The following is a 21,391-nucleotide window of genomic DNA, read 5'->3' on the forward strand; positions in this document are numbered from 1 at the left end:
GTGATAATTAAAAATTAATAATTAAAAATTAAAGGGCGATCTGATTTATAAAAAAGCCAATTAGATAAATCAAAAACCATTCAGATTTATTTTAAAGGCCAATCAGATAAATCAATGACCGATTAGATAAATTGTTTAGTGACCATGGCGGCAGTCTCTTCGATAGCCTTAATCACATTATCATCAATCACACCCGTTTTCAATACATCCAATACATCCTCCTGATGATTCAGTTGCAGCGATTCGATGAAGCTACGTTCAAAGTCCTGCACCTTATCCAGAGGAACATCGTGGAGCAGTCCGTGTGTACCACAGTAGAGAATAGCAATCTGCTGTTCTACGGGCATCGGGCTGTATTGAGGCTGAATCAACAGCTGGCCGTTCTTACGTCCCTTGTCAATCGTCAATGCGGTAATCGGGTCCATGTCGCTACTGAACTTGGAGAACGCTTCCAGTTCACGATACTGTGCCTGGTCGATCTTCAATGTTCCCGCCACTTTCTTCATAGCCTTAATCTGCGCGTTACCACCTACACGGGATACAGAGATACCGACGTTGATAGCCGGACGCGTCCCCTGGTTGAACAAGTCAGTTTCAAGGAATATCTGTCCGTCGGTGATAGAAATCACGTTCGTCGGGATATAAGCCGATACGTCACCAGCCTGCGTTTCGATGATAGGCAATGCCGTGAGCGAACCACCGCCTTTGACAATTCCCTTCAGACTTTCCGGAAGATCGTTCATTTCGCGAGCCACTTCCTCCTGACTGATAATCTTGGCAGCACGTTCCAACAGACGGGAGTGCAGATAGAAGATATCACCCGGATAAGCCTCACGACCTGATGGACGGCGAAGAATCAGAGAAACCTCACGATAAGCTACCGCCTGCTTGGAAAGGTCATCATAAACCACCAACGCATGACGACCGGTATCACGGAAATACTCGCCAATGGCAGCACCCGCAAAAGGAGCGTAATACTGCAATGCAGCCGGATCACCAGCCGTAGCAGCCACCACAATCGTGTAGTCCAGTGCTCCGTACTCACGAAGCGTATTAACGATAGAAGCAACGGTAGAACCCTTCTGACCGATAGCCACATAAATACAATATACAGGATCACCTGCCAGGAAGTTACTGCGCTGGTTGATAATCGTATCAATAGCGATGGCAGTCTTCCCCGTCTGGCGGTCGCCGATAATCAACTCACGCTGTCCGCGACCGATAGGAATCATGGCGTCTACCGCCTTCAATCCCGTCTGCAACGGTTGGTTCACAGGCTGACGGTAGATTACCCCCGGAGCTTTCCGTTCCAATGGCATATCATACAGTTCGCCACCAACCAGCCCCTTGCCGTCGAGCGGTTCGCCCAGCGGGTCGATCACACGTCCCAGCATGCCCTCTCCTACACGGATGGAGGCGATACGTTTGGTACGCTTCACGACGAATCCCTCTTTGATCTTGTCCGTCGGACCCAACAGCACAGCACCCACGTTGTCCTCTTCGAGGTTCATCACGATTGCTTTGATACCATTGTCAAACTCCAGCAATTCATTGGCTTCGGCATTTCGCAATCCATAGATACGCACTACGCCGTCGCTCACCTGGAGCACCGTACCGATTTCGTCAAGTTGCACATTGGCGTTGATTCCTTCGAGCTGCTTGCGCAATATATCAGATACTTCGCTTACTTTTATATTTTCAGACATTATACAATTCTCCTATTCTTATCAATAAATTGTTGTTTCACTCGCTTCAACTGCGTGGCAACGCTTGCATCCAGTCGGTAGTCGTTGACATCGAAGATAAATCCGCCTTCGATCGAAGGATCTATCACCGTTTCGAGTTCCATCTGGGCGTGCAAGATATGCTCTGCTGCGGAACGAATCCGGTTTTCCGTTTCCTTATTGACGGGAACGGCTGTAATGAGCTTACCCACTCCGATATGCTTCAGCTTCCGGTAGAGATCCAGATACATCAGGCTGATAAATTGCAGATAGCCTTCACGCCTGTTTCGCAGTACCAAAGTGATAAAACGGACAAACTCTCTGGTCGATTTTCCGTCACCGTCGGCAGCCGTGCAGACTAACGCCAACTTTTCCTTCGTTGTGATGACCGGATTATCAAGTGCTTCGCGCAAACCGGGCTGTTCACAAAAACTGTGCGACAGCGTCAGGAACTCCTGATATAACCTGTCCTCCAGACCTTTTTCCTGTGCATATTCAATGATGGCTTTTGCATAACGCATTGAGAGTATTCCGACTTCCATCTTCCTTAGTTCTTATTCGGGGTTAGTACTTCATCCAGCATACGGTCGATCATGCCCATCTGTGCTTCCTTGTCCTCAAGACTCTTGCGGAGCACTTTCTCGGCGATGTCCACAGAAAGCACGGCTACCTGGCGACGGATGTCGCGGATGGCTTCGTCTTTCTCTATCTGGATTTGTTGTTTCACCGCATCCAGTTCTTTTTGTGCGGCAATTTCGGCTTGTTTACGGGCCTCGTGAACAATCTTGTCACGTTCTTCCATTGCTTCCCTCAAGATGCGTCCTTGTTCTTTGTTGGCGGCAGCCACCAATGCGTCGCCTTCCTCTTTCAGTTTAGACAACTGGGCATTAGCCTCTCTCGCCACCTCCAAAGACTGGTCGATATAGGTCTTACGACCCTCCACCATCTTGATGATGACGGGGAAGCCGTATTTCGCCAATATCACGAACACAATCCCGAATGAGAGAAACATCCAGAACAGCAGACCACTATCAGGTAATAGTAATGACATATCTTTTAATTAAAAATTAAAGACTATAAATTAAAAGCTGGGGTGGGTTCTCCCTTTTAGAGGAAGAACACCAACAGACAAACTACTACCGCCAACAGAGCCACACCTTCAATCAAGGCGGCGGCGATAATCATGTTCATACGGATGTCCCCTGATGCTTCCGGCTGGCGTGCGATTGCCTCCATTGCCGAACTACCAATCTTACCAATACCCAAACCAGCTCCGATTACTGCAAGACCTGCACCGATAGCTGCACCTAATTTACTAACTCCTACTGCTGCTGCAGTGGCTTGTAACAATACTGATAGTAACATAATTTTCAGTTTTAAAATGGTTTATATTTTCTCTTGTTTATTATTTAATCATTCATTCCGCGCGTTTATTCCGTATTCTTTTTATCAACGTTTTCACCGCGTTTCATTTCAATTTTCTTCAGCTTTCACTTTGGCACCTTCCTGTGCCAGACCGATAAACACTGCCGACAACATCGTAAATACGTAAGCCTGGATGAAAGCGACCAACAACTCAAGCGCATTCATAAAGATGTTGAACAATACAGAAGCCACCGTCAGCGTGCCGTTCAGTGCAGGCCCCATGCTTGCCGAGATAAAGATCAGGCAGGTAAGCACCAGCATCGCCATGTGTCCCGCCAGCATATTGGCAAAAAGACGAATCATCAAAGCAAACGGTTTCGTAAAGATTCCGAAGAACTCGATAAATGGCATCATCGGTATAGGCACTTTCAGCCACCAAGGTACATCAGGCCAAAAAATATCCTTCCAGTAATGTTTCGAACCGAAGATATTCACTGCCAGGAACGTGCAGACTGCAAGCACCATAGTGATAGCGATATTTCCCGTCACGTTCGCACCTCCGGGGAAGAACGGAATCAATCCCATCATGTTATTGATAAAGATGAAAAAGAACGCTGTCAGCAGATACGGTGCAAACTTCCGATAGTTGGGTCCTACACAACTCTTGATAATATCGTCGTTCACCATCATGATGAACATCTCCATGAATCCGATAAATCCTCCCGGCGCTTTCGCTCCTTGCGGACGTTTTCTGTACCAGTGTGACACGCTCAATACGATGATGAGCAACAACACGCTGTTGAACAGCAAAGCAAATGTCACTTTCGTGATGGAAATATCCCACGGGCGGACCTGTTCGCCTGCCGCATTATACTCTACCAGTTTGCCCTCGTACTTACTTCCTTCGGGAGCGATGGAAAGTCCTTCATAAGTCCCTCCATTCTCTTCGAGACGGGAAGAAAGGAACGTGTGCCAACCTGTAGTGCTACTATAAACAATAATAGGTAATGGTATAGTAATGTGCGTGTTACCCCACGTCGTAATATGCCATTCGTAGGAGTCGCCGATATGACCGAACACAATTTCTTTCACATCCACCGTGTTCTCCTGTTCCTCTTTCGGAGTAATCTCGTCCTGCGTCTGTTGTGACATCGCTTCCCCCTCCTGTTCCTGTGCAAGAACCGGCAAGCTGACTGCCGCCATGAGGCAGAACAGAATCAACGGAGCTACTATGTTATGCAACTGTTTCATTTTTCTTCTTATTTTTCTTTTTCCGTTTCTGATTCAACTCAAAAGAGAAGAAGAACCAGGTTTCGAATACCAGATATATCAAATAGAACAAGATAAACGTCAGCAGAAAGGCTCTGGCTTCTTCGCGAACGGCAAGACAATAAATCAATACCAGAATCAGCGAAAGAATCATTTTTATCATCTTCGTTGCCAGATACAACAGTAACATTCTCTGTGGAGCATGCCGACGGCAAGCGTCGAAAGCATAAATGCTAAACAGCCCGAAGAAGTAAAAATAGATCGGAATAAACGGATACCCTCCGAAATAATGCCCCGGCAAAGCGAAGTGTAGAATGACAGCTCCGAGTGCCCCGCTAATTACCGCAAATAAGGTATGCCACCAAATAAAATTCCGTTTAGTTTTACTAATATTCACCATGTTACTGTGTTTTTCTGTAAGATTATAACCTCGTTTTTTTTCATTTTTTTAATGCTTAGTCTTTGTGCCGGTGAGGAGTTTCCGTCAGGAAACACAGGCAGAAACCGTACCGTCACTCATTTCGACAAAACCGCCCTGAATATCCATCGTGTGCTCTTCTCCGTCCATCGTCGTGTAACTCAACGTTCCCGCTTTCAACGACGAAACAATGGGCGCATGCCCGGGGAGAATAGAAAACGAACCGATCATTCCCGGCAATGTGACAATCTTCACATTTCCGTCGAATATGCTCTTTTCGGGCGATACTATACTCAAATGCAGTTCTTTCATCATGCTATCTTTTTATTTTTTTGCTGCCTGTTCCAGCAATTTCTTACCTTTCTCTATTGCCTCCTCAATGGTTCCGACATTCAAGAAAGCCTGTTCGGGAAGATAATCCACTTCTCCTTCCAGAATCATCTTGAATCCCTTGATGGTGTCTTCAATACCCACCATCACACCCGGAACGCCCGTAAACTGTTCAGCCACGGCAAACGGTTGTGAAAGGAAACGCTGCACACGGCGGGCGCGGTTCACTACCATCTTGTCTTCTTCCGAGAGTTCTTCCATACCGAGGATGGAGATAATATCTTGTAATTCCTTGTTACGTTGCAGAATTTGTTTCACTTGCTGCGCTACGTCGTAGTGTTCCTGGCCAACAATGTGCGGGTCGAGGATACGTGACGTAGAAGCCAACGGGTCTACCGCCGGATAAATGCCCAGCTCCGTAATCTTACGGTCGAGCACGGTAGTGGCGTCCAAGTGGCTGAAAGTTGTTGCAGGAGCCGGGTCGGTCAAGTCATCGGCAGGCACATACACCGCCTGTACGGAGGTGATAGAACCTTTGCGGGTAGACGTGATACGTTCCTGCATCGCACCCATTTCCGTAGCCAACGTGGGCTGGTAACCAACAGCGGAGGGCATACGTCCCAAAAGGGCGGACACTTCCGAACCTGCTTGCGTGAAACGGAAGATATTATCAATAAAGAACAGAATATCGCGTTTCTCACCTTCTTTTCCTGCGTCGCGGAAAGATTCCGCCACCGTCAGTCCGGACAATGCCACAGAGGCACGTGCGCCCGGAGGCTCGTTCATCTGACCGAAAATCAGAGACACTTGCGATTTCTCCAGTTCGTTATAATCCACTTTCGAAAGATCCCAATGACCTTTCTCCATTCCTTCCTTGAATGCCTCGCCGTAACGGATTACACCGGATTCAATCATTTCGCGCAGCAAGTCGTTACCTTCGCGGGTACGTTCACCTACTCCGGCAAATACAGAGAATCCGTTATGTTTCTTGGCGATATTATTGATAAGTTCCTGAATCAATACAGTCTTTCCTACACCGGCGCCGCCGAACAAACCGATCTTACCACCTTTGGCATACGGTTCGAGCAGGTCGATCACCTTGATACCTGTGAAGAGCACCTCTTGCACAGTTGTCAAATCCTCAAACTTAGGGGGTTCTCGGTGAATAGAATATGCACCTTTACGGTCGAGTCCTTTCATACCGTCGATTGAATCACCGACTACGTTCATCAGTCTTCCTTTAATCTGTTCGCCAATCGGCATCGTGATCGGGCCTCCGGTGGGATACACTTTCATGCCTCTCTGAAGTCCGTCAGTACTATCCATCGCTACGGTACGCACCGTATTTTCGCCGATATGTTGCTGAACTTCTACAACCAGTATTTTGCCGTTTGGCCTCTTTATCTCCAGCGCGTCGTGGATGCTTGGCAGCACCAATTCTGCATCCGTACCTTCAAAGTACACATCGACCACAGGGCCGATCACCTGCGAGATATGTCCGATAATCTGTGACATAAGCAATCTCAATTTATTTATATTATTCTTTTCTCTCCCTTTGACTTTATAATATGACAAGGAATGAACATTTTTCGCGTTTTACCTATTTTCATTATTATAGTAAACAGTTGAGTTCAGTTTTTGTTCAACTATTTTCTATATTCGATAAACTTCTGTCCTTAGAAATAGTTAAAGAAACAACTGCGCAAATGTAGAAACAATTCCGTGTCGTTGTGCTTCCTTTTTCATTATTTGTCGTTCGATAACACTTATTAGACCTACAAAGACTACAGATTAACCAATTCCAGCGGTTTTCTGCTATAAATTAAAAGCAAAACAAGTTTAGTACTAATAAACTATCAATAAACTAAATTATCTCCTCCAGTTTCCTATCTCCCTGTTTAAAATCAATGAATTAGCCAGAACAGAAAATAGTAGCAAAGGCAACTAGTTTTGTGTTCGAACACAGAAAAGACGGTTTTTCCATGCTTTCCTTAAGAAAGTTTAAAGTTAGACTCCCTGTTTTCCTACTATTCATTCTTTCATATTCCGTATTCCTGCGTTAAGACCCACATCCATCTTTATAAACTTCCCGATTTATATAAAAGAGCAATATAATAACGCTCTATACAATTATTATCTCATTTTTTTGCTGTAATTTTGCACCACTTAATATAAAACACTCAAAATGATGAAGAAAATACTATTACTCGGTTCCGGCGAACTAGGAAAAGAATTTGTAATTTCAGCTCAACGTAAAGGCCAGCACATCATTGCTTGCGACTCCTATGCGGGAGCACCGGCTATGCAAGTGGCCGATGAATTTGAAATATTCGACATGTTGAACGGTGAAGAACTGGAACGAGTGGTGAAGAAACACCGCCCGGACATTATCGTTCCGGAGATTGAAGCAATCCGTACAGAACGTTTATACGACTTCGAAAAAGAAGGTATTCAGGTAGTTCCCAGTGCCCGTGCCGTGAACTTCACCATGAACCGCAAAGCCATCCGCGACCTTGCCGCTAAAGAACTCGGATTAAAAACGGCCAAATATTTCTATGCCAAAACCTTGGAAGAACTGAAAGAAGCTGCCGATAAAATAGGTTTCCCTTGTGTCGTTAAGCCGTTGATGTCTTCTTCCGGCAAAGGACAATCGCTCGTGAAGAGTGCCGACGAACTCGAACACGCTTGGGAATACGGATGCAGCGGCAGCCGTGGCGATATTCGCGAACTTATCATTGAAGAATTTATCAAGTTCGACAGCGAAATCACCCTGCTCACCGTTACTCAAAAGAACGGTCCTACCCTCTTCTGCCCTCCCATCGGACACGTGCAGAAAGGTGGCGACTATCGTGAAAGTTTCCAACCTGCACACATTGATCCCGCCCATTTAAAAGAAGCGGAAGAGATGGCCGAGAAAGTAACCCGTGCACTGACAGGCGCAGGACTTTGGGGAGTTGAGTTCTTCCTAAGCCACGAAAACGGAGTCTATTTCTCCGAGCTTTCCCCGCGTCCGCATGACACAGGTATGGTGACACTGGCGGGCACACAAAACCTGAATGAGTTCGAACTCCACTTACGTGCCGTGCTCGGCCTGCCCATTCCCGGCATCAAACAAGAACGGATAGGTGCAAGCGCTGTGATCCTTTCCCCGATTGCCAGTCAGGAACGCCCTCAATATCGCGGACTGGAAGAAGTGACGAAAGAAGAAGACACTTATCTCCGCATTTTCGGCAAACCGTTTACACGTGTCAACCGCCGTATGGGTGTGGTACTTTGTTATGCTCCGCTTGATTCTGATTTGGATGCGTTGCGCGACAAGGCTAAGAGAATTGCAGAGAAAGTAGAAGTTCATTAATACAAGAAATTCAGAGATAAGATGAATAAAATCCGCCAAGTAAACCTGTCTGATATTCCAGCACTGCAAGAGCTATATCAGCATACAGTTCTGACTGTGAACCGAAAAGATTATACAGCCGAAGAAGTAGCAGATTGGGCTTCGTGCGGAGACGATACGTCACACTGGAATGAGCTTTTCGAAGAACAACATTATGTGGTTGCAGAAAATGAAGAAGGCGTGATTGTAGGCTTTGGCTCTGTAAACGATGACGGATATATGCACACGCTGTTCGTTCACAAGGACTTTCAGCATCAAGGTGTCGCAACATCTTTGTATAAGCATCTCGAAGCATATGCACGAGAAAGAGGTGCGAAAAGATTAACATCGGAAGTTAGCATCACGGCAAAACCATTTTTTGAAAAACAAGGTTTTCAGGTCGATGAAGAGCAAAAGCGGAAAGCTAATCAAATGTGTCTCACCAATTATAAGATGAGCAAGCAGCTCTGTTAATCACATCTAATCATTTCTAAGATGAAAACATAGAAGAAAGCTCATTTGCAGATAAAGAAAGTCTTATTTTATATAAGAAAAACTCCAGCTAATGTAACTTTATCCGTCACCATAGCTGGAGTTTTTCTTTTTAACTTCATGAAATGAAAACGTCATTTCTTACTCAAGAAACGTTTAGCCAAATATTTACGTATTGGTTCATCATACAGCTTCAAACACAGATAAGCAAGAATAATACTCAAAATAAAGACACACAAAGCTACGTGCCAGGTTTCACCTAACGTGTAGAGTTGATTCTCAATCAGCCATGCATAGAACAGATACATCAACGGATAATGTATCACATAAACCGGATAAGATATATCTCCCAAAAACTTACATATCTTTGTCGATTGCTTGTCCGTGGTGGTACTCGACGCTCCTATCCACAGAATGATAGGGAAAGCCACAATCACGCAAAACGCTTCATAAACACCATTCATGCAAAGCGGCTCCAACCCTTCCAGATAAGGAACAGAGAACAGGGCAATCAGCGCAATAGTACATATCCAAAATGCACCTTTCACCTTCATAGGCTTGAAATTGCGCGACATAAGCATACCCAACGAAAAAGGGAAAAGCATACGCAAGGAACCGCCCAAAAAGTTAACCCCATCCAGCGTCCAGCCCACTCCTATGTTTCCATAAGTGGAGACATTAAAAACAGCAAACGCCGCCAACGCTACGCCCAGCAACACCACAAACACCGTCAGTGCCTTGTTGGACAAGCGGCGAATGAACAACGCATACAGGATATTGCCGATATACTCAAAAAACAATGACCAGCAAGGACCATTCAACGGAAACATCTCACCGTTGCCACGAACTTCGTACCCAACACCCGGCATGGCAGGAATGAAGAAGATCGTACAAAGCAGAGACAACATTATCATGGAGATAGCTACGTGCGTCCCGTCCCATTGCACACTCCCCTGAATACAGAACGTGATAGCACCGAGAACGGCACCCATAATGACCATCGGATGAAGACGTATCAATCGGCGTTTAAAGAAATCTTTCATGGTGAGACTTTTACCCCAACGGTCGTCGTAAGCATAACCGATCACAAAACCCGAAAGGATAAAAAAGAAATCCACGGCTAAATATCCGTGATTCAGAGTTTCAATAGCACTATTACTGGCAAAAGCGAAGCCCTCGAATACGTGATACCATATCACCATAAGAGCCGCCACACCGCGAAGTCCGTCAAGAAGATCATAATGCGCCTTGGTGTCTGAAAAAGCTGAAGCAGAAATGTTCGACATTTGTTTTTCTATTAGTAAGTTAGTATTTTCAGAAGGCAAAGATACGGTTTGCGCTACGAAGTTTCTTTGCTCTAAAGCAAAAAAGCCCTGCTAATCGCTATTTTTTAGCACGTACCCGACTAAGGGTATAGATGGAAATGCCCAGAAAAGCAGCCACATATTTCAGCTTCACTCGGTTTATCAATCCGGGATAGCGACGGTTGAACTGTTCGTAGCGTTCTTTAGGCGAAAGTTGGAGGCGCTCCACAAACATGTGACTAAGCTCCTTATTCACATTCTGATGCAGGATTCTTCCCCAGTTGGCTATGTCGATATATGTTTCGTAGAGGGCATTCAGCTTGTCGATGTGGATGACGTAGATTTTGCAATCGGAAAGCGTTTCAACGCTTTCTACCGATGGTTGCTGATAGTAGAGCGAATCCATGCCGAACGTGACGTCGCCCTCCTGACTGAACCACGTAGTGGTGTCCTCTCCGTTGTGGTGGAATACGGAACGGGCGATGCCCTCTTCAATGAAATATACCAGGCGGTCTGTGACGCCTGCCTGAACGATACGGGTATCTTTGGGATAATACCTTAATTCCATATTCGCCTGAAGCGCTTGAAGTGCTTCGTCGGAAACCGGATAGATTTGCCTGATTTTACGAATGATATTTTCCATTTGGGGGTAATGGCGTATTGGGGGTTAATGACGTACTTTAGGATATTTATTATTAAAACGGAAACCAAGACCGAGCATCAGATAATTAGGGGTCTGGAAATCCTGAAGATTGTAGCCGATGTGAAGGAATGAACTCCGGGTGACGTTGATCTTCAACGCAAAGACCTGATACAGTCCGCGCAAATCGCCACGCCCCAGCACATTCGTTCCCAAGCCGACACCGATGGTAAAAAACGGCATCACGTATTCTGCCCGTCCGGAAAGTCCGAGCGCAAGCTGATTCTGAATGCCCGGCACGAGAAATTTACGACGGGAGGAACCACTGCCTGCATCGTACTCCACCAGCGCATCTTCGGTGTACACATTAGCACTACCGTCATAAACACCGTCCAGCGAAACTCCGAAACGCAGCTTATAGTTGAGATTGTACATCGGAGCAAAGTTGAATCCCGCTACGGGATAGCTGCCCGGTGATGCAATCTGCTTCTCGCCTACATAGACGCCTTTGCGACGCCACGAGCCGAACAACACAAGGTCATAACTGACGTGTCGCGGAAAACGGGGAACGCAGGGATGAACCAATGATTTAGTGAGGTCGGCTTCTTCCCGGTTGAAGTTGTACACCAGTCCGATTTTCGCTCCGGTGGTGTTGACACCTGCATTGGGAAACTTGGTGTTGCCGTTGGAGAAATGCGTGAAGTCTCCGCCGATGATAAAGTCGAAATAACGAGAAAGCGACCAGTTAAGGTAGATACCCGCATTGAGGTAGGCATTCACCCGTGAGCCTACGGCTCCGTTGTAGGAGTTGTAATCGTTGTCATAAGGTTTCCATCCGGCAGAAATACCGAAATTCCACTCGTAATTGAGCGAAAGGCGGGGATTAAAACGGGCAATGCGTGCACCTTGAAAGACATAGAACGTCATCGGATCACCCAGTTGCTTTTTGTCGCCAAAGGTGGTGAAAGCCAAGCCGAAACCTTGATAAGCTCCGCCATAGATGCGGTCGGCACAGGTGTTGGGACGAAACTTGAAAGAGTATTTCAGATGAGCGGCAAATGAACTCTGGATGGGTTTCCACCGTTCGTTCTCGCCTTGCAGGAAAGGATTGGTGGGGAACACGTATTGCGGCCGCGCCTCTATCCCCAACCGATGAATGAAATGGTGGGGAACGTAGGGAGCTACGGTGTCGGCTCCGCATTGCGGGAAGCTGTTGTGCCGGAAGCCATGAATTTCTTCCTGCAATCTCCGCACTTCTTCACGAAGTTGGCGGACGTCCTGCTGGAGCTGTTCTACGTCTTGCCGCATTTCCTTCACCTCTTTCTCTTCCTGCCCTACCTCCTGCGCACTAAGCGAAGTGTCGGGGAAAAGCAAAGCGGAACAGATTACGGCGATTTCCCATCTGGGTATCTGTACTCTCATATAATAGTCTGGTTTGTCTTTTCAGAACGGAAGTTACAAATGGAGCTTCTCAATAAACTGTGCCACATGATAGCCGTCCATCAACCCATGATGGCAGGTTACGGAAACGGGCATCATCAGTCTTTCTCCGTCACGGAAGTACTTTCCGGTGGAGATTTTGGGAACGCTGTCGCCCGAACGCATATTGGTGGGGTGCTTCATGTCGGTGAATGAGAGCCACGGCACTGCCGAATAATGAATGGCATTGGGATGGAAAGTGCCTCCTTTGTTGAGTCCCGTAGTGGCTTGCAAACGTTCCATTTCGGCTTTTGCCCGGCGGATAAAGACAAGTTCGTCCGGATCATATTCAAAGGCGGCAAAAGAAAAGGTATGGTCGTCACGGCCTACGGTGGCTTCGGGCAGAAGGCTGTCATAGCACACCACCTTATCGCCTTCGATGCGATAACGGAATTCTTCTACCGCAGCAGCGGCAGTCGTTATCCGATGGAGGACTAACAGGGAAAAGGATATGCCTTTGGTTTTGGCTTCCTGATACGCGCGCGTACAGTCTACCTGAACGGTCACTCCGAAAAACGGATCGTCAAAAGCACTGAAATGTTCGTAATGTTCTCTTCTGTTCCAAGTAGCAATATCGATGATCTTCTCTATCTGATTCATTCTAAACACTCTTTTTTATTTGAGAAACGCAGATTAACGCAAATTATCGCAAATTTAACCTATTTCCTTTGCGGTAATCTGCGTTAATCTGCGTTTCTAAATTCAGTCTCTTTACTGATGTTGCTCACGCAACAGGTCGTTCACTGTTTTTACCGGGTTGAAAGTGGAAAGTGGCACTTCTACAAAGACGGTATTCCAGTCGCTCATCGCACCGTTCCACAAGCCGGGAAGTTCGAGAGCTTTCAGGTCTTTGCCGTTCTTCGATTTGTAGGAGATGAAGCCTGTTGCTTTATCTACATACTTCACCAGGTCGAACTTATGTCCTTTATAATCGCGCACGGCGCATACGAGGTCTACCGGATTAAAGTGTGTGCCTTTCTCGAACATTTCTTTCTTCTCCGGATCGTCCATGTCGATCTGTGAGCTTTCGAGGATTTGCAGGGAGATGGTTCCGTCGCTGTTGTAAGCAAGGAACGGGCCGCCACCGGGTTCGCCTACGTTCTTCACCATTCCGCAGACGCGCATCGGGCGGTTGAACTTGTTTTTCAGGTAGATGGCGAGTACGGAATCTTCGAGGTCTTTCGTCTCCGGATTCTTGCAGAAGAGTTTCTTTTGCAGGAATTGAAGCATTTCCATCATCTGGTCGTGGGTGTATTTACCGCTGTCGAGCAGGGTAAGGTATTCGAATACTTGTTTTTGCAAAGTCACGAGCACTCCGGCAATCAGTTTCTTATAAGTAACGGTGTCGGCTTTCAATCTGTCGGGCACTACGTTGTCGATGTTCTTGATGAAGATAATGTCTGCATCGAGGTCGTTCAGGTTCTCGATCAGTGCACCGTGGCCACCGGGACGGAACAGCAGTTTGCCGTTGTCACGGAAAGGTTGGTTGTCCATGTCGGCGGCAATCGTATCGGTACTCGGCTTTTGTTCGGAGAAGGTGATGTAATAGTCTACTCCATAGCGTTTGGAAAATTCGTCTACCTTTTCGGCTACCAGCTTCTTGAAGAGTTCACGGTGTTCGGTAGATACCGTGAAGTGCACGTTTACTTTACCGCTCTTTCCGGCAGCATACAAGGCTCCTTCGGCGAGATGTTCTTCCATCGGCGTGCGTGAACCTTCGGGATACTTATGGAATTTGAGCAGACCTTTCGGTAGTGCGCCGTAATTCAGTCCGGCTGTTTCGAGCAGGGCGGATACCACTGCTTTATAGTTGCCGTCTTCGATCAGTCCAGGAATATCTTTTCCGTCGATACGCTGGCAGGCTACATTCAGGTCATCATAGAAAGCAAAATTCTTGATTCCGTCGAAGAATGTCTGTTCGAACTTGGTAGTCGGCCGGTCATAGTCGGCAGACAGGAACTCGAACAGGTTCTTGAACATACGACTCGCTGCACCGGAGGCGGGCACGAACTTCACAACAGTCTTATCTGTGTTGGTATATGCATCCCAGGCGGCCAGATAAGCCTTCTGTTCTTCTGCATCGGGAGCTAATATTCCCTTTTCGATGGAGGCTGCCGCATCCAGCTTCAAAAAGGGGAAACCCGTCTGGAAGCATGCTAATTGTTCTACAATTTGCTCTTCCGTGATGCCTTTCTTGGCAAGCAACTCTTTGTCCTGTGTCGTTATCATAATATCTAATTTTATTAATTGATGCCCAAAAATACAAAATGTTATTTACTTCTTGCCGAATAACCGGGAAAAAAACTAATTTTACATCGAATTAACAAGATTGAATATGGACGACTTTTTTACATCGGAGGAAAAAAAGGAGCTTTTTTCACTCTACCGGCATTTGTTGCAATCTGCAGGAGATAGTATTTCCTGGAAGGATTGCCTAAAGTTAAAGAGACATCTTATCAAAGCGGCCCAATGTAACGGTCTGCAACGCAATAACTTCGGGATGAATCCCGTCATCAGAGATTTACAAACGGCAGTGATCGTTGCGGAGGAAATCGGCATGAAAGGTTCGTGCCTGGTCGGTATCATGTTGCACGAAATCGTGAAGGGGCATGTATTGTCTATCGACGAGGTGAACGCCGAATATGGGGATGACGTAGCAAGTATCATCAAGGGATTGGTGAAAACGAACGAGCTGTATGCGAAGAGTCCGGCTATCGAGTCGGAAAACTTCCGTAATCTGCTGCTTTCTTTTGCGGAGGATATGCGTGTAATCCTGATTATGATTGCGGATCGTGTGAACGTGATGCGCAAAATCAAAGATACGGGCAACGAGGAGGACCGGCTCAAGGTAGCAAACGAGGCTGCTTACCTGTATGCTCCGCTGGCGCATAAGCTGGGATTGTATAAGCTGAAATCGGAACTGGAGGATTTGTCTCTCAAATATACGCAGAAGGAAACGTATTATTTTATCAAGGATAAGCTGAACGAGACGAAGGCGTCCCGCGACAAGTATATCGCTGCTTTTATCGAACCGATCCAGAGGAAGGTGTCGGAAGCGGGATTGAAGTTCGACATCAAGGGACGCACGAAGTCGATTCATTCGATATGGAACAAGATTCAGAAGCAAAAGACTCCTTTTGAGGGGATTTATGACTTGTTCGCCATCCGTATCATCCTCGATTCGGAACCGGACCCGGCTAAGGAGAAGCAGGAATGTTGGCAGGTTTATTCGATTGTTACGGATATGTACCAGCCGAACCCGAAACGTCTGCGCGACTGGCTCTCTATCCCTAAAAGTAATGGTTACGAGTCGTTGCACATCACTGTGATGGGCCCGGAAGGGAAATGGGTGGAAGTGCAGATACGTACCCGCCGCATGGACGAGATCGCGGAACGCGGATTGGCTGCTCATTGGAGATATAAAGGTATCAAGGGTGAAACGGGTCTGGACGAGTGGTTGACTTCTGTGCGGGAGGCGTTGGAGAATGCAGACAACGATTCACTGAAAGTGATGGATCAGTTTAAGATGGATCTCTACGAGGATGAAGTGTTTGTCTTCACGCCCAAGGGGGATTTGTTCAAGCTCGCCAAAGGGGCTACGGTATTGGATTTTGCTTTCCATATCCATAGTAAGTTGGGATGCAAGTGTATCGGCGCGAAAGTGAACGGCAAGAATGTGCAGCTCAAACAGAAACTGAACAGCGGCGACCAAGTGGAGATCATGACTTCAAACACCCAGACGCCGAAGCAGGACTGGCTGAACATCGTGACGACTTCCAAAGCGCGCACCAAGATAAGGCAGGCTCTCAAAGAGATGGTGGCACGCCAGCACGCTTTTGCCAAGGAGACGCTGGAACGGAAATTTAAGAATCGTAAGTTGGAATATGATGAAGCGACCATGATGCGCCTCATCAAGCGTTTGGGCTTCAAGAATGTGACGGAGTTTTATCAGCAGATTGCCGACGGTGGACTGGACGTTAACGAGATTCTGGATAAGTATGTGGAGCAACAGAAGCGGGACAGTGATACGCACGATGAAATTGTGTATCGCAGTGCCGAAGGGTATAACTTGCAGGCTGCGCAACAAGAGGAAACGACGTCTAAGGAAGATGTTCTGGTAATCGATCAGAATCTGAAAGGGTTGGAATTCAAGTTGGCTAAATGTTGTAATCCGATTTACGGGGATGATGTGTTTGGTTTCGTTACGGTAAGCGGTGGTATCAAGATACACCGGGCGGACTGTCCGAATGCCAATCAGATGCGCGAACGTTTCGGTTATCGTATTGTGAAGGCTCGTTGGGCGGGGAAATCGGTAGGTACGCAATATCCTATCACGCTGCGGGTTGTAGGGCATGATGATATTGGTATCGTGACTAATATCACTTCTATTATATCCAAAGAGAATGGTATCACGCTGCGCTCCATCGGTATTGACTCGAACGACGGTTTGTTCTCCGGAACACTGACGGTCATGGTGGGTGATACGGGACGTTTGGAGGCTCTTATCAAGAAATTACGTACTATAAAGGGAGTAAAACAAGTTAGCCGGAATTAATTCCGGCTACTCTCCTATCTTACTTTCTTCTTTATATAATAAGGATAGGTAATCAATACAAAGAAAAGTAAAGCAATGAATGCTACTATCTGTCCGGTATGTAGCATCTTATCTGTATCCAATTCCATGTAGCAGGCGGTAGCGATTCCCAGGGAAATGCCGATTTCGGTTGCCAGCAGATGGGTGGTGTTGGCTGTTCCGCGTTGGCAATGGTGGGATAGCTTTACGAACATCACCAGAAATTCCGGCAGGATAAAGCCTAAGCCCAGTCCTAAGAGTACGGAGGAAATGCCTATGGAGATGTCTGTATTCAGTAGGGAGATGGCTACGATTTCCAATCCGAGTCCTATAATGACCAGCCGCAGTGTTTTCTCTTTCAGGAAAAACAGACGTGCAAAGAACAGGGAAACGATGTATCCGAGGGCTGTTCTTACAAAGAACGGTACGGGGATTCCTGTGTTTCCGAGTACGAAATCGTTTAGGAAAGGGTGTACCATGGGAACCAGCAGTCCCGGAATGAAGGTTATCAGGATCAGATTGATGGCAGGAACCCATCCACGAAGCAATAGGAAGCGGTCGAAGGAATAGAGTTTGGTGACAATCGGCGCACGGAAAGGTACGTAGACTCCTGATAACATGAGGATTCCGACAGCTCCGGTTATGACAGATACAGTGAGCAGGGTTTGGAAGGATTGGCTTTGATAAAGCCATACTCCGAGGATAATGCCTGCGATCATTCCCATACGTGCCATCCAGGAGAAACTGACGTTTCCCGCACTGCGCAGTGTGGAGTTGGTGATGTCAATGGCCAATGTGATGCCGGCTGTTGTTCCTATGCCAAAGGCAAGCCCTTGCACGGTGCCCAACAGAATCAGTTCTGTGAGGTTGGTGACAAAGGCGTATCCGATGGTCGCCACTACCATCAGGACAGCAGCAAACATACAGACGTACTTACGCTTGTATGCATCTACCAGATAGGCATGGAAAGGACCGATGAGGAACATCCCCAAGGTGAAAAAGAGAAAGATTACTCCTGTCTGTGCAGCCGGCACTCCGAGACGGTCGGCCATCTCTACGGAAAGCACCGGAAATAACACATACAAGGATATAAACAACAGCAAATTAGCTACACATATCCGCATAAAATGAACTGTCCACAATTTAACTGCCATATACTATATTTAATATTGTTCCTTCTCGTTGGGGAAGTAGCAATTCTTCACGTCAGAAACGTAACGGCTGATGGCATCGGTCATCACCGTGTACAAGTCAGCATAACGACGCAAGAAACGCGGACGGAATCCGTTGTTCATGCCAAGCATATCCTGAATCACCAATACCTGACCGTCTACGTGTCCACCGGCACCGATACCGATAATAGGTATGGTCAGTTCGGATGCTACGCGTTCGGCAAGGGTTGCGGGAATCTTTTCGAGTACAATGGCAAAACAGCCTGCTTCTTCTAATAGATGGGCGTCGCGAATCAGTTTTTCGGCTTCGGCGTCGTCTTTGGCACGCACGGTATAGGTGCCGTATTTATTGATGGATTGAGGCATGAGTCCCAGATGTCCCATTACCGGAATGCCAGCGCATACGATGCGTCTCACCGTGTCTATGATTTCTTCACCACCTTCGAGCTTCAAAGCGTCAGCGTGGCTTTCTTTCATGATACGGATGGCTGAAGCAAGTCCTTCCATCTCGTTGCCCTGATAGGATCCGAAAGGCATATCAACCACTACCATCGCACGTTTCACGCCGCGTACCACGGATTTGGCATGATAGATCATTTGGTCGAGTGTGATAGGAAGTGTTGTCACATTACCTGCCATTACATTGGAAGCGGAGTCGCCTACCAGGATTACGTCCATTCCCGCACCGTCTACAATCTGTGCCATTGTGTAATCATAAGCAGTCAGCATAGATATTTTTTCACCTCTCTGTTTCATTTCAACCAGGCGATGAGTAGTCACCTTTCTTGAGTCATCTGATATATAACCAGCCATGTCTTTTTAAATTAAAAATTAATGATTAAAAATTAAAACGACGTCAAGCGCCTTCAAAAATCGCGGCAAAGTTATAACATTTAATTCATAACAGAGAAGGAAATGCAAAAAATCCTTTCAAACACCTCGCTTGGATAGCTGGGGAGGCGGTTGGAAGGATTCTGTGAGGTATAGTAAAAGCTCCTTAACAATATAAGGAAGCGATTTATCAAGTGCAATAATGCGTTTCGGATTTATTCTTTCTCTTAACGATGCAGGGTCAGGAGCTTGTCGTAGGTCATGCCGGTGAAGTCGTCTATTATATAATGTGCTTTGCCAGTGATGGCTTCACGTGTATTGGTGGTGGCAAGTCCGATCACTGTTGCCCCGGAAGTCATTCCGGCTTGCAGGCCGTGGAAAGAATCTTCAAAGACGTAGGTGTTTTCGGGGATGGCTTCAAAGATTTCCATCCCGAGCAGGAAGCAGTCGGGAGCCGGTTTGGAACGGGCAAACATCTCTCCGGTCAGGATGCGGTCTACCATTCCTTTAAATTCGGGGTGGGCATTGTAGACGTTAGCCATCTTCTCTTCGTTGGAGCTGGTGACTACGGCTATCTTTGCACCGTTACGGCGAAGATCGGCTATAAAGGCTTCTACTCCGGGGATGTATTCGTAGGACATCTTTTGCTCGTAAACGTAGAGTTCGGCGCTTATTTCAAGCTGGGCTTCGGGTTGGTCCGAGAAATACTTTTCATAGATTTGCAATAATGTCTGTCCCTTAATACGGCGGCCGAAATCTTCTTCATTCAGATATTTCCGTCCCTGCTCGTCCCAGAAGACTGTGTACTGCGTTTCTGTATCCATAATGACACCATCAAAATCGAAGAGTGCCGCAATCGTTTTCGTTGTATTCATATATAAACTTTCTTTTTACCTAAACGTTAAACCTTGTGTATCCGTCGTTGCAAAGTTCCGAATAATCATCGAATCAGGCAAATAATTCGTACCTTTGCAAAGCTAAAAAAAACGTAACATACGTTTTTATCCAACAAAATCTACTAGCGCATGAGCAAGAACGACCCACATATCTTAGGCAAAGAAAGTATCGGCAAATTGCTGTTACAATATTCCATTCCTGCAATTATCGGAATGACGATTACTTCTATCTATAATATTATTGATAGTATCTTCATCGGACATGGTGTAGGCCCAATGGCGATTGCCGGACTAGCCATCAGCTTTCCGCTGATGAATCTGGTGGTGGCTTTCTGTACATTGGTATCGGCGGGCGGTTCTACGCTGGCGTCTATCCGTCTGGGGCAAAAGGACATGAAGGGGGCTACGGAAATCTTGTCACACACGTTGATGCTCTGTATCACTAATTCGTTTTTCTTTGGTATTTTGTCTTTCATCTTCCTGGATGATATATTGGTTTTCTTCGGGGCCAGTAGCGAGACGCTTCCTTATGCGCGGAGCTTTATGCAGGTGATCTTATTGGGTACTCCTATCACTTATACGATGATTGGGTTGAACAACGTGATGCGTGCTACCGGATACCCGAAAAAGGCGATGTTGACTTCGATGGTGACGGTGGTGGCGAACATTATCCTCGCTCCTATCTTTATTTTCCACTTTGAATGGGGAATGAGGGGAGCTGCTACGGCAACGGTGATTTCACAGTTGATCGGTATGGTGTGGGTGGTGAGCCATTTTGTCAAGAAAGACAGTACGGTGCATTTTGAGGGGAATATCTGGAAGATGAAACGGAGGATTGTGGAGAGTATCTTCGCCATCGGTATGTCTCCTTTCCTGATGAATGTGTGTGCGTGTGCCATTGTGATTATCATCAATAACAGTCTGCAAAATTACGGGGGCGATATGGCGATTGGTGCTTATGGGATTATTAACCGTTTGCTGACGCTTTATGTGATGATTGTGTTAGGTCTGACGATGGGTATGCAGCCTATTGTGGGGTATAACTTCGGAGCGCAGAAGATAGATCGTGTGAAACAGACATTGCGACTGGGGATTATCTCCGGGGTTGTGATTACCAGTAGCGGGTTTATTATCTGCGAGTTCTTCCCTCATGCCGTATCGGCTCTTTTCACGGATAGCGATGAATTGATTGATTTGGCCGTAGACGGTATCCGGCTGGCTGTATTGATGTTCCCGTTTGTAGGGGCGCAGATTGTGATTGGTAACTTCTTCCAAAGTATCGGGAAGGCTAAAATAAGTATTTTCCTTTCGCTGACGCGACAGTTGCTTTATCTTTTGCCTTGCTTGCTGCTCTTTCCCAACTGGTGGGGATTGGAAGGTATCTGGATTAGTATGCCGGTATCGGATGCATTGGCGTTTATTACGGCGGTTGTCAGTCTGATGATTTACATTAAGAAAGTGTCTAAACAACATCCGGAAACGGTAGCGGAATAAAGCATTAACTGCTTTACTCCGCCTGTTGGTT

Annotated in this window: 20 protein-coding genes; 4 read left to right on the forward strand and 16 right to left on the reverse strand. The window is 46.6% G+C overall.

Annotated features, from left to right (window positions below; genetic code table 11):
* Positions 1-122 precede the first annotated feature (122 nt).
* The 8 genes from atpA to atpD form a co-directional block, all read right to left on the reverse strand.
* Entirely contained in the window at positions 123-1,706 is a 1,584-nt protein-coding gene (atpA, locus tag CJF29_RS13190; protein ID WP_004295761.1) for a F0F1 ATP synthase subunit alpha, read from the reverse strand.
* On the reverse strand, positions 1,706-2,266 hold the full coding sequence (locus tag CJF29_RS13195; protein ID WP_004295760.1) for a F0F1 ATP synthase subunit delta: 561 nt from the start codon (positions 2,264-2,266) through the stop codon (positions 1,706-1,708). Before CJF29_RS13195 ends, atpA begins: the two co-directional genes overlap by 1 nt.
* Positions 2,267-2,271: 5 nt before the next feature.
* Entirely contained in the window at positions 2,272-2,775 is a 504-nt protein-coding gene (gene atpF, locus CJF29_RS13200) for a F0F1 ATP synthase subunit B (RefSeq protein ID WP_004295759.1), read from the reverse strand.
* A gap of 56 nt (positions 2,776-2,831) precedes the next feature.
* Positions 2,832-3,089, reverse strand: coding sequence for an ATP synthase F0 subunit C (gene atpE, locus CJF29_RS13205; protein ID WP_004308863.1), 258 nt, complete (start codon positions 3,087-3,089; stop codon positions 2,832-2,834).
* Between the two features lie 108 nt (positions 3,090-3,197).
* A complete protein-coding gene (gene atpB / locus CJF29_RS13210; protein WP_099145896.1) occupies positions 3,198-4,340 on the reverse strand; it encodes a F0F1 ATP synthase subunit A in 1,143 nt (380 codons plus the stop codon).
* Entirely contained in the window at positions 4,324-4,758 is a 435-nt protein-coding gene (locus CJF29_RS13215) for a hypothetical protein (RefSeq protein WP_004303466.1), read from the reverse strand. Before CJF29_RS13215 ends, atpB begins: the two co-directional genes overlap by 17 nt.
* An 84-nt stretch (positions 4,759-4,842) precedes the next feature.
* Positions 4,843-5,088, reverse strand: a complete 246-nt coding sequence (gene atpC, locus CJF29_RS13220) for an ATP synthase F1 subunit epsilon (RefSeq protein WP_004303467.1) — start codon at positions 5,086-5,088, stop codon at positions 4,843-4,845.
* A 12-nt stretch (positions 5,089-5,100) separates the two neighbouring features.
* Positions 5,101-6,621 (reverse strand): F0F1 ATP synthase subunit beta, encoded by a 1,521-nt coding sequence (gene atpD / locus CJF29_RS13225; RefSeq protein WP_074636145.1) that lies wholly within the window; start codon positions 6,619-6,621, stop codon positions 5,101-5,103.
* A gap of 673 nt (positions 6,622-7,294) precedes the next feature.
* Between atpD and purT the strand changes: the two genes are divergently transcribed.
* Complete coding sequence (gene purT, locus CJF29_RS13230) at positions 7,295-8,461, forward strand: formate-dependent phosphoribosylglycinamide formyltransferase (RefSeq protein ID WP_099145937.1); 1,167 nt, start codon at positions 7,295-7,297, stop codon at positions 8,459-8,461.
* Positions 8,462-8,482: 21 nt separating this feature from the next.
* Complete coding sequence (locus CJF29_RS13235) at positions 8,483-8,953, forward strand: GNAT family N-acetyltransferase (protein ID WP_004295751.1); 471 nt, start codon at positions 8,483-8,485, stop codon at positions 8,951-8,953.
* A 152-nt stretch (positions 8,954-9,105) separates the two neighbouring features.
* On the opposite strand, the gene CJF29_RS13240 is transcribed toward CJF29_RS13235, so the two are convergent.
* The 5 genes from CJF29_RS13240 to CJF29_RS13260 all read right to left on the reverse strand — a co-directional run bounded on the left by CJF29_RS13240 (position 9,106) and on the right by CJF29_RS13260 (position 14,623).
* Positions 9,106-10,257, reverse strand: a complete 1,152-nt coding sequence (locus tag CJF29_RS13240; RefSeq protein WP_074636071.1) for an acyltransferase family protein — start codon at positions 10,255-10,257, stop codon at positions 9,106-9,108.
* 97 nt (positions 10,258-10,354) lie between these two features.
* On the reverse strand, positions 10,355-10,918 hold the full coding sequence (locus CJF29_RS13245; RefSeq protein ID WP_004295749.1) for a Crp/Fnr family transcriptional regulator: 564 nt from the start codon (positions 10,916-10,918) through the stop codon (positions 10,355-10,357).
* 24 nt (positions 10,919-10,942) lie between these two features.
* Positions 10,943-12,337, reverse strand: a complete 1,395-nt coding sequence (locus CJF29_RS13250) for an acyloxyacyl hydrolase (RefSeq protein ID WP_099145897.1) — start codon at positions 12,335-12,337, stop codon at positions 10,943-10,945.
* Positions 12,338-12,370: 33 nt separating this feature from the next.
* Complete coding sequence (locus CJF29_RS13255; RefSeq protein WP_004303471.1) at positions 12,371-12,994, reverse strand: chloramphenicol acetyltransferase; 624 nt, start codon at positions 12,992-12,994, stop codon at positions 12,371-12,373.
* Positions 12,995-13,105: 111 nt separating this feature from the next.
* Entirely contained in the window at positions 13,106-14,623 is a 1,518-nt protein-coding gene (locus CJF29_RS13260) for a DUF4301 family protein (RefSeq protein WP_099145898.1), read from the reverse strand.
* Positions 14,624-14,729: 106 nt separating this feature from the next.
* Between CJF29_RS13260 and CJF29_RS13265 the strand changes: the two genes are divergently transcribed.
* The gene (locus tag CJF29_RS13265) at positions 14,730-16,949 is read left to right on the forward strand and encodes a RelA/SpoT family protein (protein WP_099145899.1); all 2,220 of its coding nucleotides are present in this window, start codon (positions 14,730-14,732) and stop codon (positions 16,947-16,949) included.
* A 14-nt stretch (positions 16,950-16,963) separates the two neighbouring features.
* Here the strand turns inward: CJF29_RS13265 and CJF29_RS13270 are convergent, their stop codons facing one another.
* The 3 genes from CJF29_RS13270 to CJF29_RS13280 all read right to left on the reverse strand — a co-directional run bounded on the left by CJF29_RS13270 (position 16,964) and on the right by CJF29_RS13280 (position 19,845).
* The gene (locus tag CJF29_RS13270; protein WP_074636078.1) at positions 16,964-18,121 is read right to left on the reverse strand and encodes an MFS transporter; all 1,158 of its coding nucleotides are present in this window, start codon (positions 18,119-18,121) and stop codon (positions 16,964-16,966) included.
* A 9-nt stretch (positions 18,122-18,130) separates the two neighbouring features.
* Complete coding sequence (gene panB / locus CJF29_RS13275; protein WP_004295743.1) at positions 18,131-18,952, reverse strand: 3-methyl-2-oxobutanoate hydroxymethyltransferase; 822 nt, start codon at positions 18,950-18,952, stop codon at positions 18,131-18,133.
* Positions 18,953-19,197: 245 nt separating this feature from the next.
* Positions 19,198-19,845, reverse strand: coding sequence for an HAD family hydrolase (locus tag CJF29_RS13280; protein WP_074557009.1), 648 nt, complete (start codon positions 19,843-19,845; stop codon positions 19,198-19,200).
* A gap of 150 nt (positions 19,846-19,995) precedes the next feature.
* Between CJF29_RS13280 and CJF29_RS13285 the strand changes: the two genes are divergently transcribed.
* Positions 19,996-21,360 carry an MATE family efflux transporter gene (locus CJF29_RS13285; RefSeq protein ID WP_004295740.1) on the forward strand — a complete coding sequence of 455 codons (1,365 nt, stop codon included), beginning with the start codon at positions 19,996-19,998 and terminating at the stop codon, positions 21,358-21,360.
* Positions 21,361-21,391: the final 31 nt, after the last annotated feature.

This window comes from Bacteroides celer, from assembly GCF_002632415.2.
GTDB lineage: Bacteria > Bacteroidota > Bacteroidia > Bacteroidales > Bacteroidaceae > Bacteroides.

Coding starts and splice junctions, on each gene's coding strand:
- atpA (WP_004295761.1), bottom strand. CDS start 1,706: ATGTCTGAAAATATAAAAGTAAGCGAAGTATCTGATATATTGCGCAAG.
- CJF29_RS13195 (WP_004295760.1), bottom strand. CDS start 2,266: ATGGAAGTCGGAATACTCTCAATGCGTTATGCAAAAGCCATCATTGAA.
- atpF (WP_004295759.1), bottom strand. CDS start 2,775: ATGTCATTACTATTACCTGATAGTGGTCTGCTGTTCTGGATGTTTCTC.
- atpE (WP_004308863.1), bottom strand. CDS start 3,089: ATGTTACTATCAGTATTGTTACAAGCCACTGCAGCAGCAGTAGGAGTT.
- atpB (WP_099145896.1), bottom strand. CDS start 4,340: ATGAAACAGTTGCATAACATAGTAGCTCCGTTGATTCTGTTCTGCCTC.
- CJF29_RS13215 (WP_004303466.1), bottom strand. CDS start 4,758: ATGGTGAATATTAGTAAAACTAAACGGAATTTTATTTGGTGGCATACC.
- atpC (WP_004303467.1), bottom strand. CDS start 5,088: ATGAAAGAACTGCATTTGAGTATAGTATCGCCCGAAAAGAGCATATTC.
- atpD (WP_074636145.1), bottom strand. CDS start 6,621: ATGTCACAGATTATCGGACATATCTCGCAGGTGATCGGCCCTGTGGTC.
- purT (WP_099145937.1), top strand. CDS start 7,295: ATGAAGAAAATACTATTACTCGGTTCCGGCGAACTAGGAAAAGAATTT.
- CJF29_RS13235 (WP_004295751.1), top strand. CDS start 8,483: ATGAATAAAATCCGCCAAGTAAACCTGTCTGATATTCCAGCACTGCAA.
- CJF29_RS13240 (WP_074636071.1), bottom strand. CDS start 10,257: ATGTCGAACATTTCTGCTTCAGCTTTTTCAGACACCAAGGCGCATTAT.
- CJF29_RS13245 (WP_004295749.1), bottom strand. CDS start 10,918: ATGGAAAATATCATTCGTAAAATCAGGCAAATCTATCCGGTTTCCGAC.
- CJF29_RS13250 (WP_099145897.1), bottom strand. CDS start 12,337: ATGAGAGTACAGATACCCAGATGGGAAATCGCCGTAATCTGTTCCGCT.
- CJF29_RS13255 (WP_004303471.1), bottom strand. CDS start 12,994: ATGAATCAGATAGAGAAGATCATCGATATTGCTACTTGGAACAGAAGA.
- CJF29_RS13260 (WP_099145898.1), bottom strand. CDS start 14,623: ATGATAACGACACAGGACAAAGAGTTGCTTGCCAAGAAAGGCATCACG.
- CJF29_RS13265 (WP_099145899.1), top strand. CDS start 14,730: ATGGACGACTTTTTTACATCGGAGGAAAAAAAGGAGCTTTTTTCACTC.
- CJF29_RS13270 (WP_074636078.1), bottom strand. CDS start 18,121: ATGGCAGTTAAATTGTGGACAGTTCATTTTATGCGGATATGTGTAGCT.
- panB (WP_004295743.1), bottom strand. CDS start 18,952: ATGGCTGGTTATATATCAGATGACTCAAGAAAGGTGACTACTCATCGC.
- CJF29_RS13280 (WP_074557009.1), bottom strand. CDS start 19,845: ATGAATACAACGAAAACGATTGCGGCACTCTTCGATTTTGATGGTGTC.
- CJF29_RS13285 (WP_004295740.1), top strand. CDS start 19,996: ATGAGCAAGAACGACCCACATATCTTAGGCAAAGAAAGTATCGGCAAA.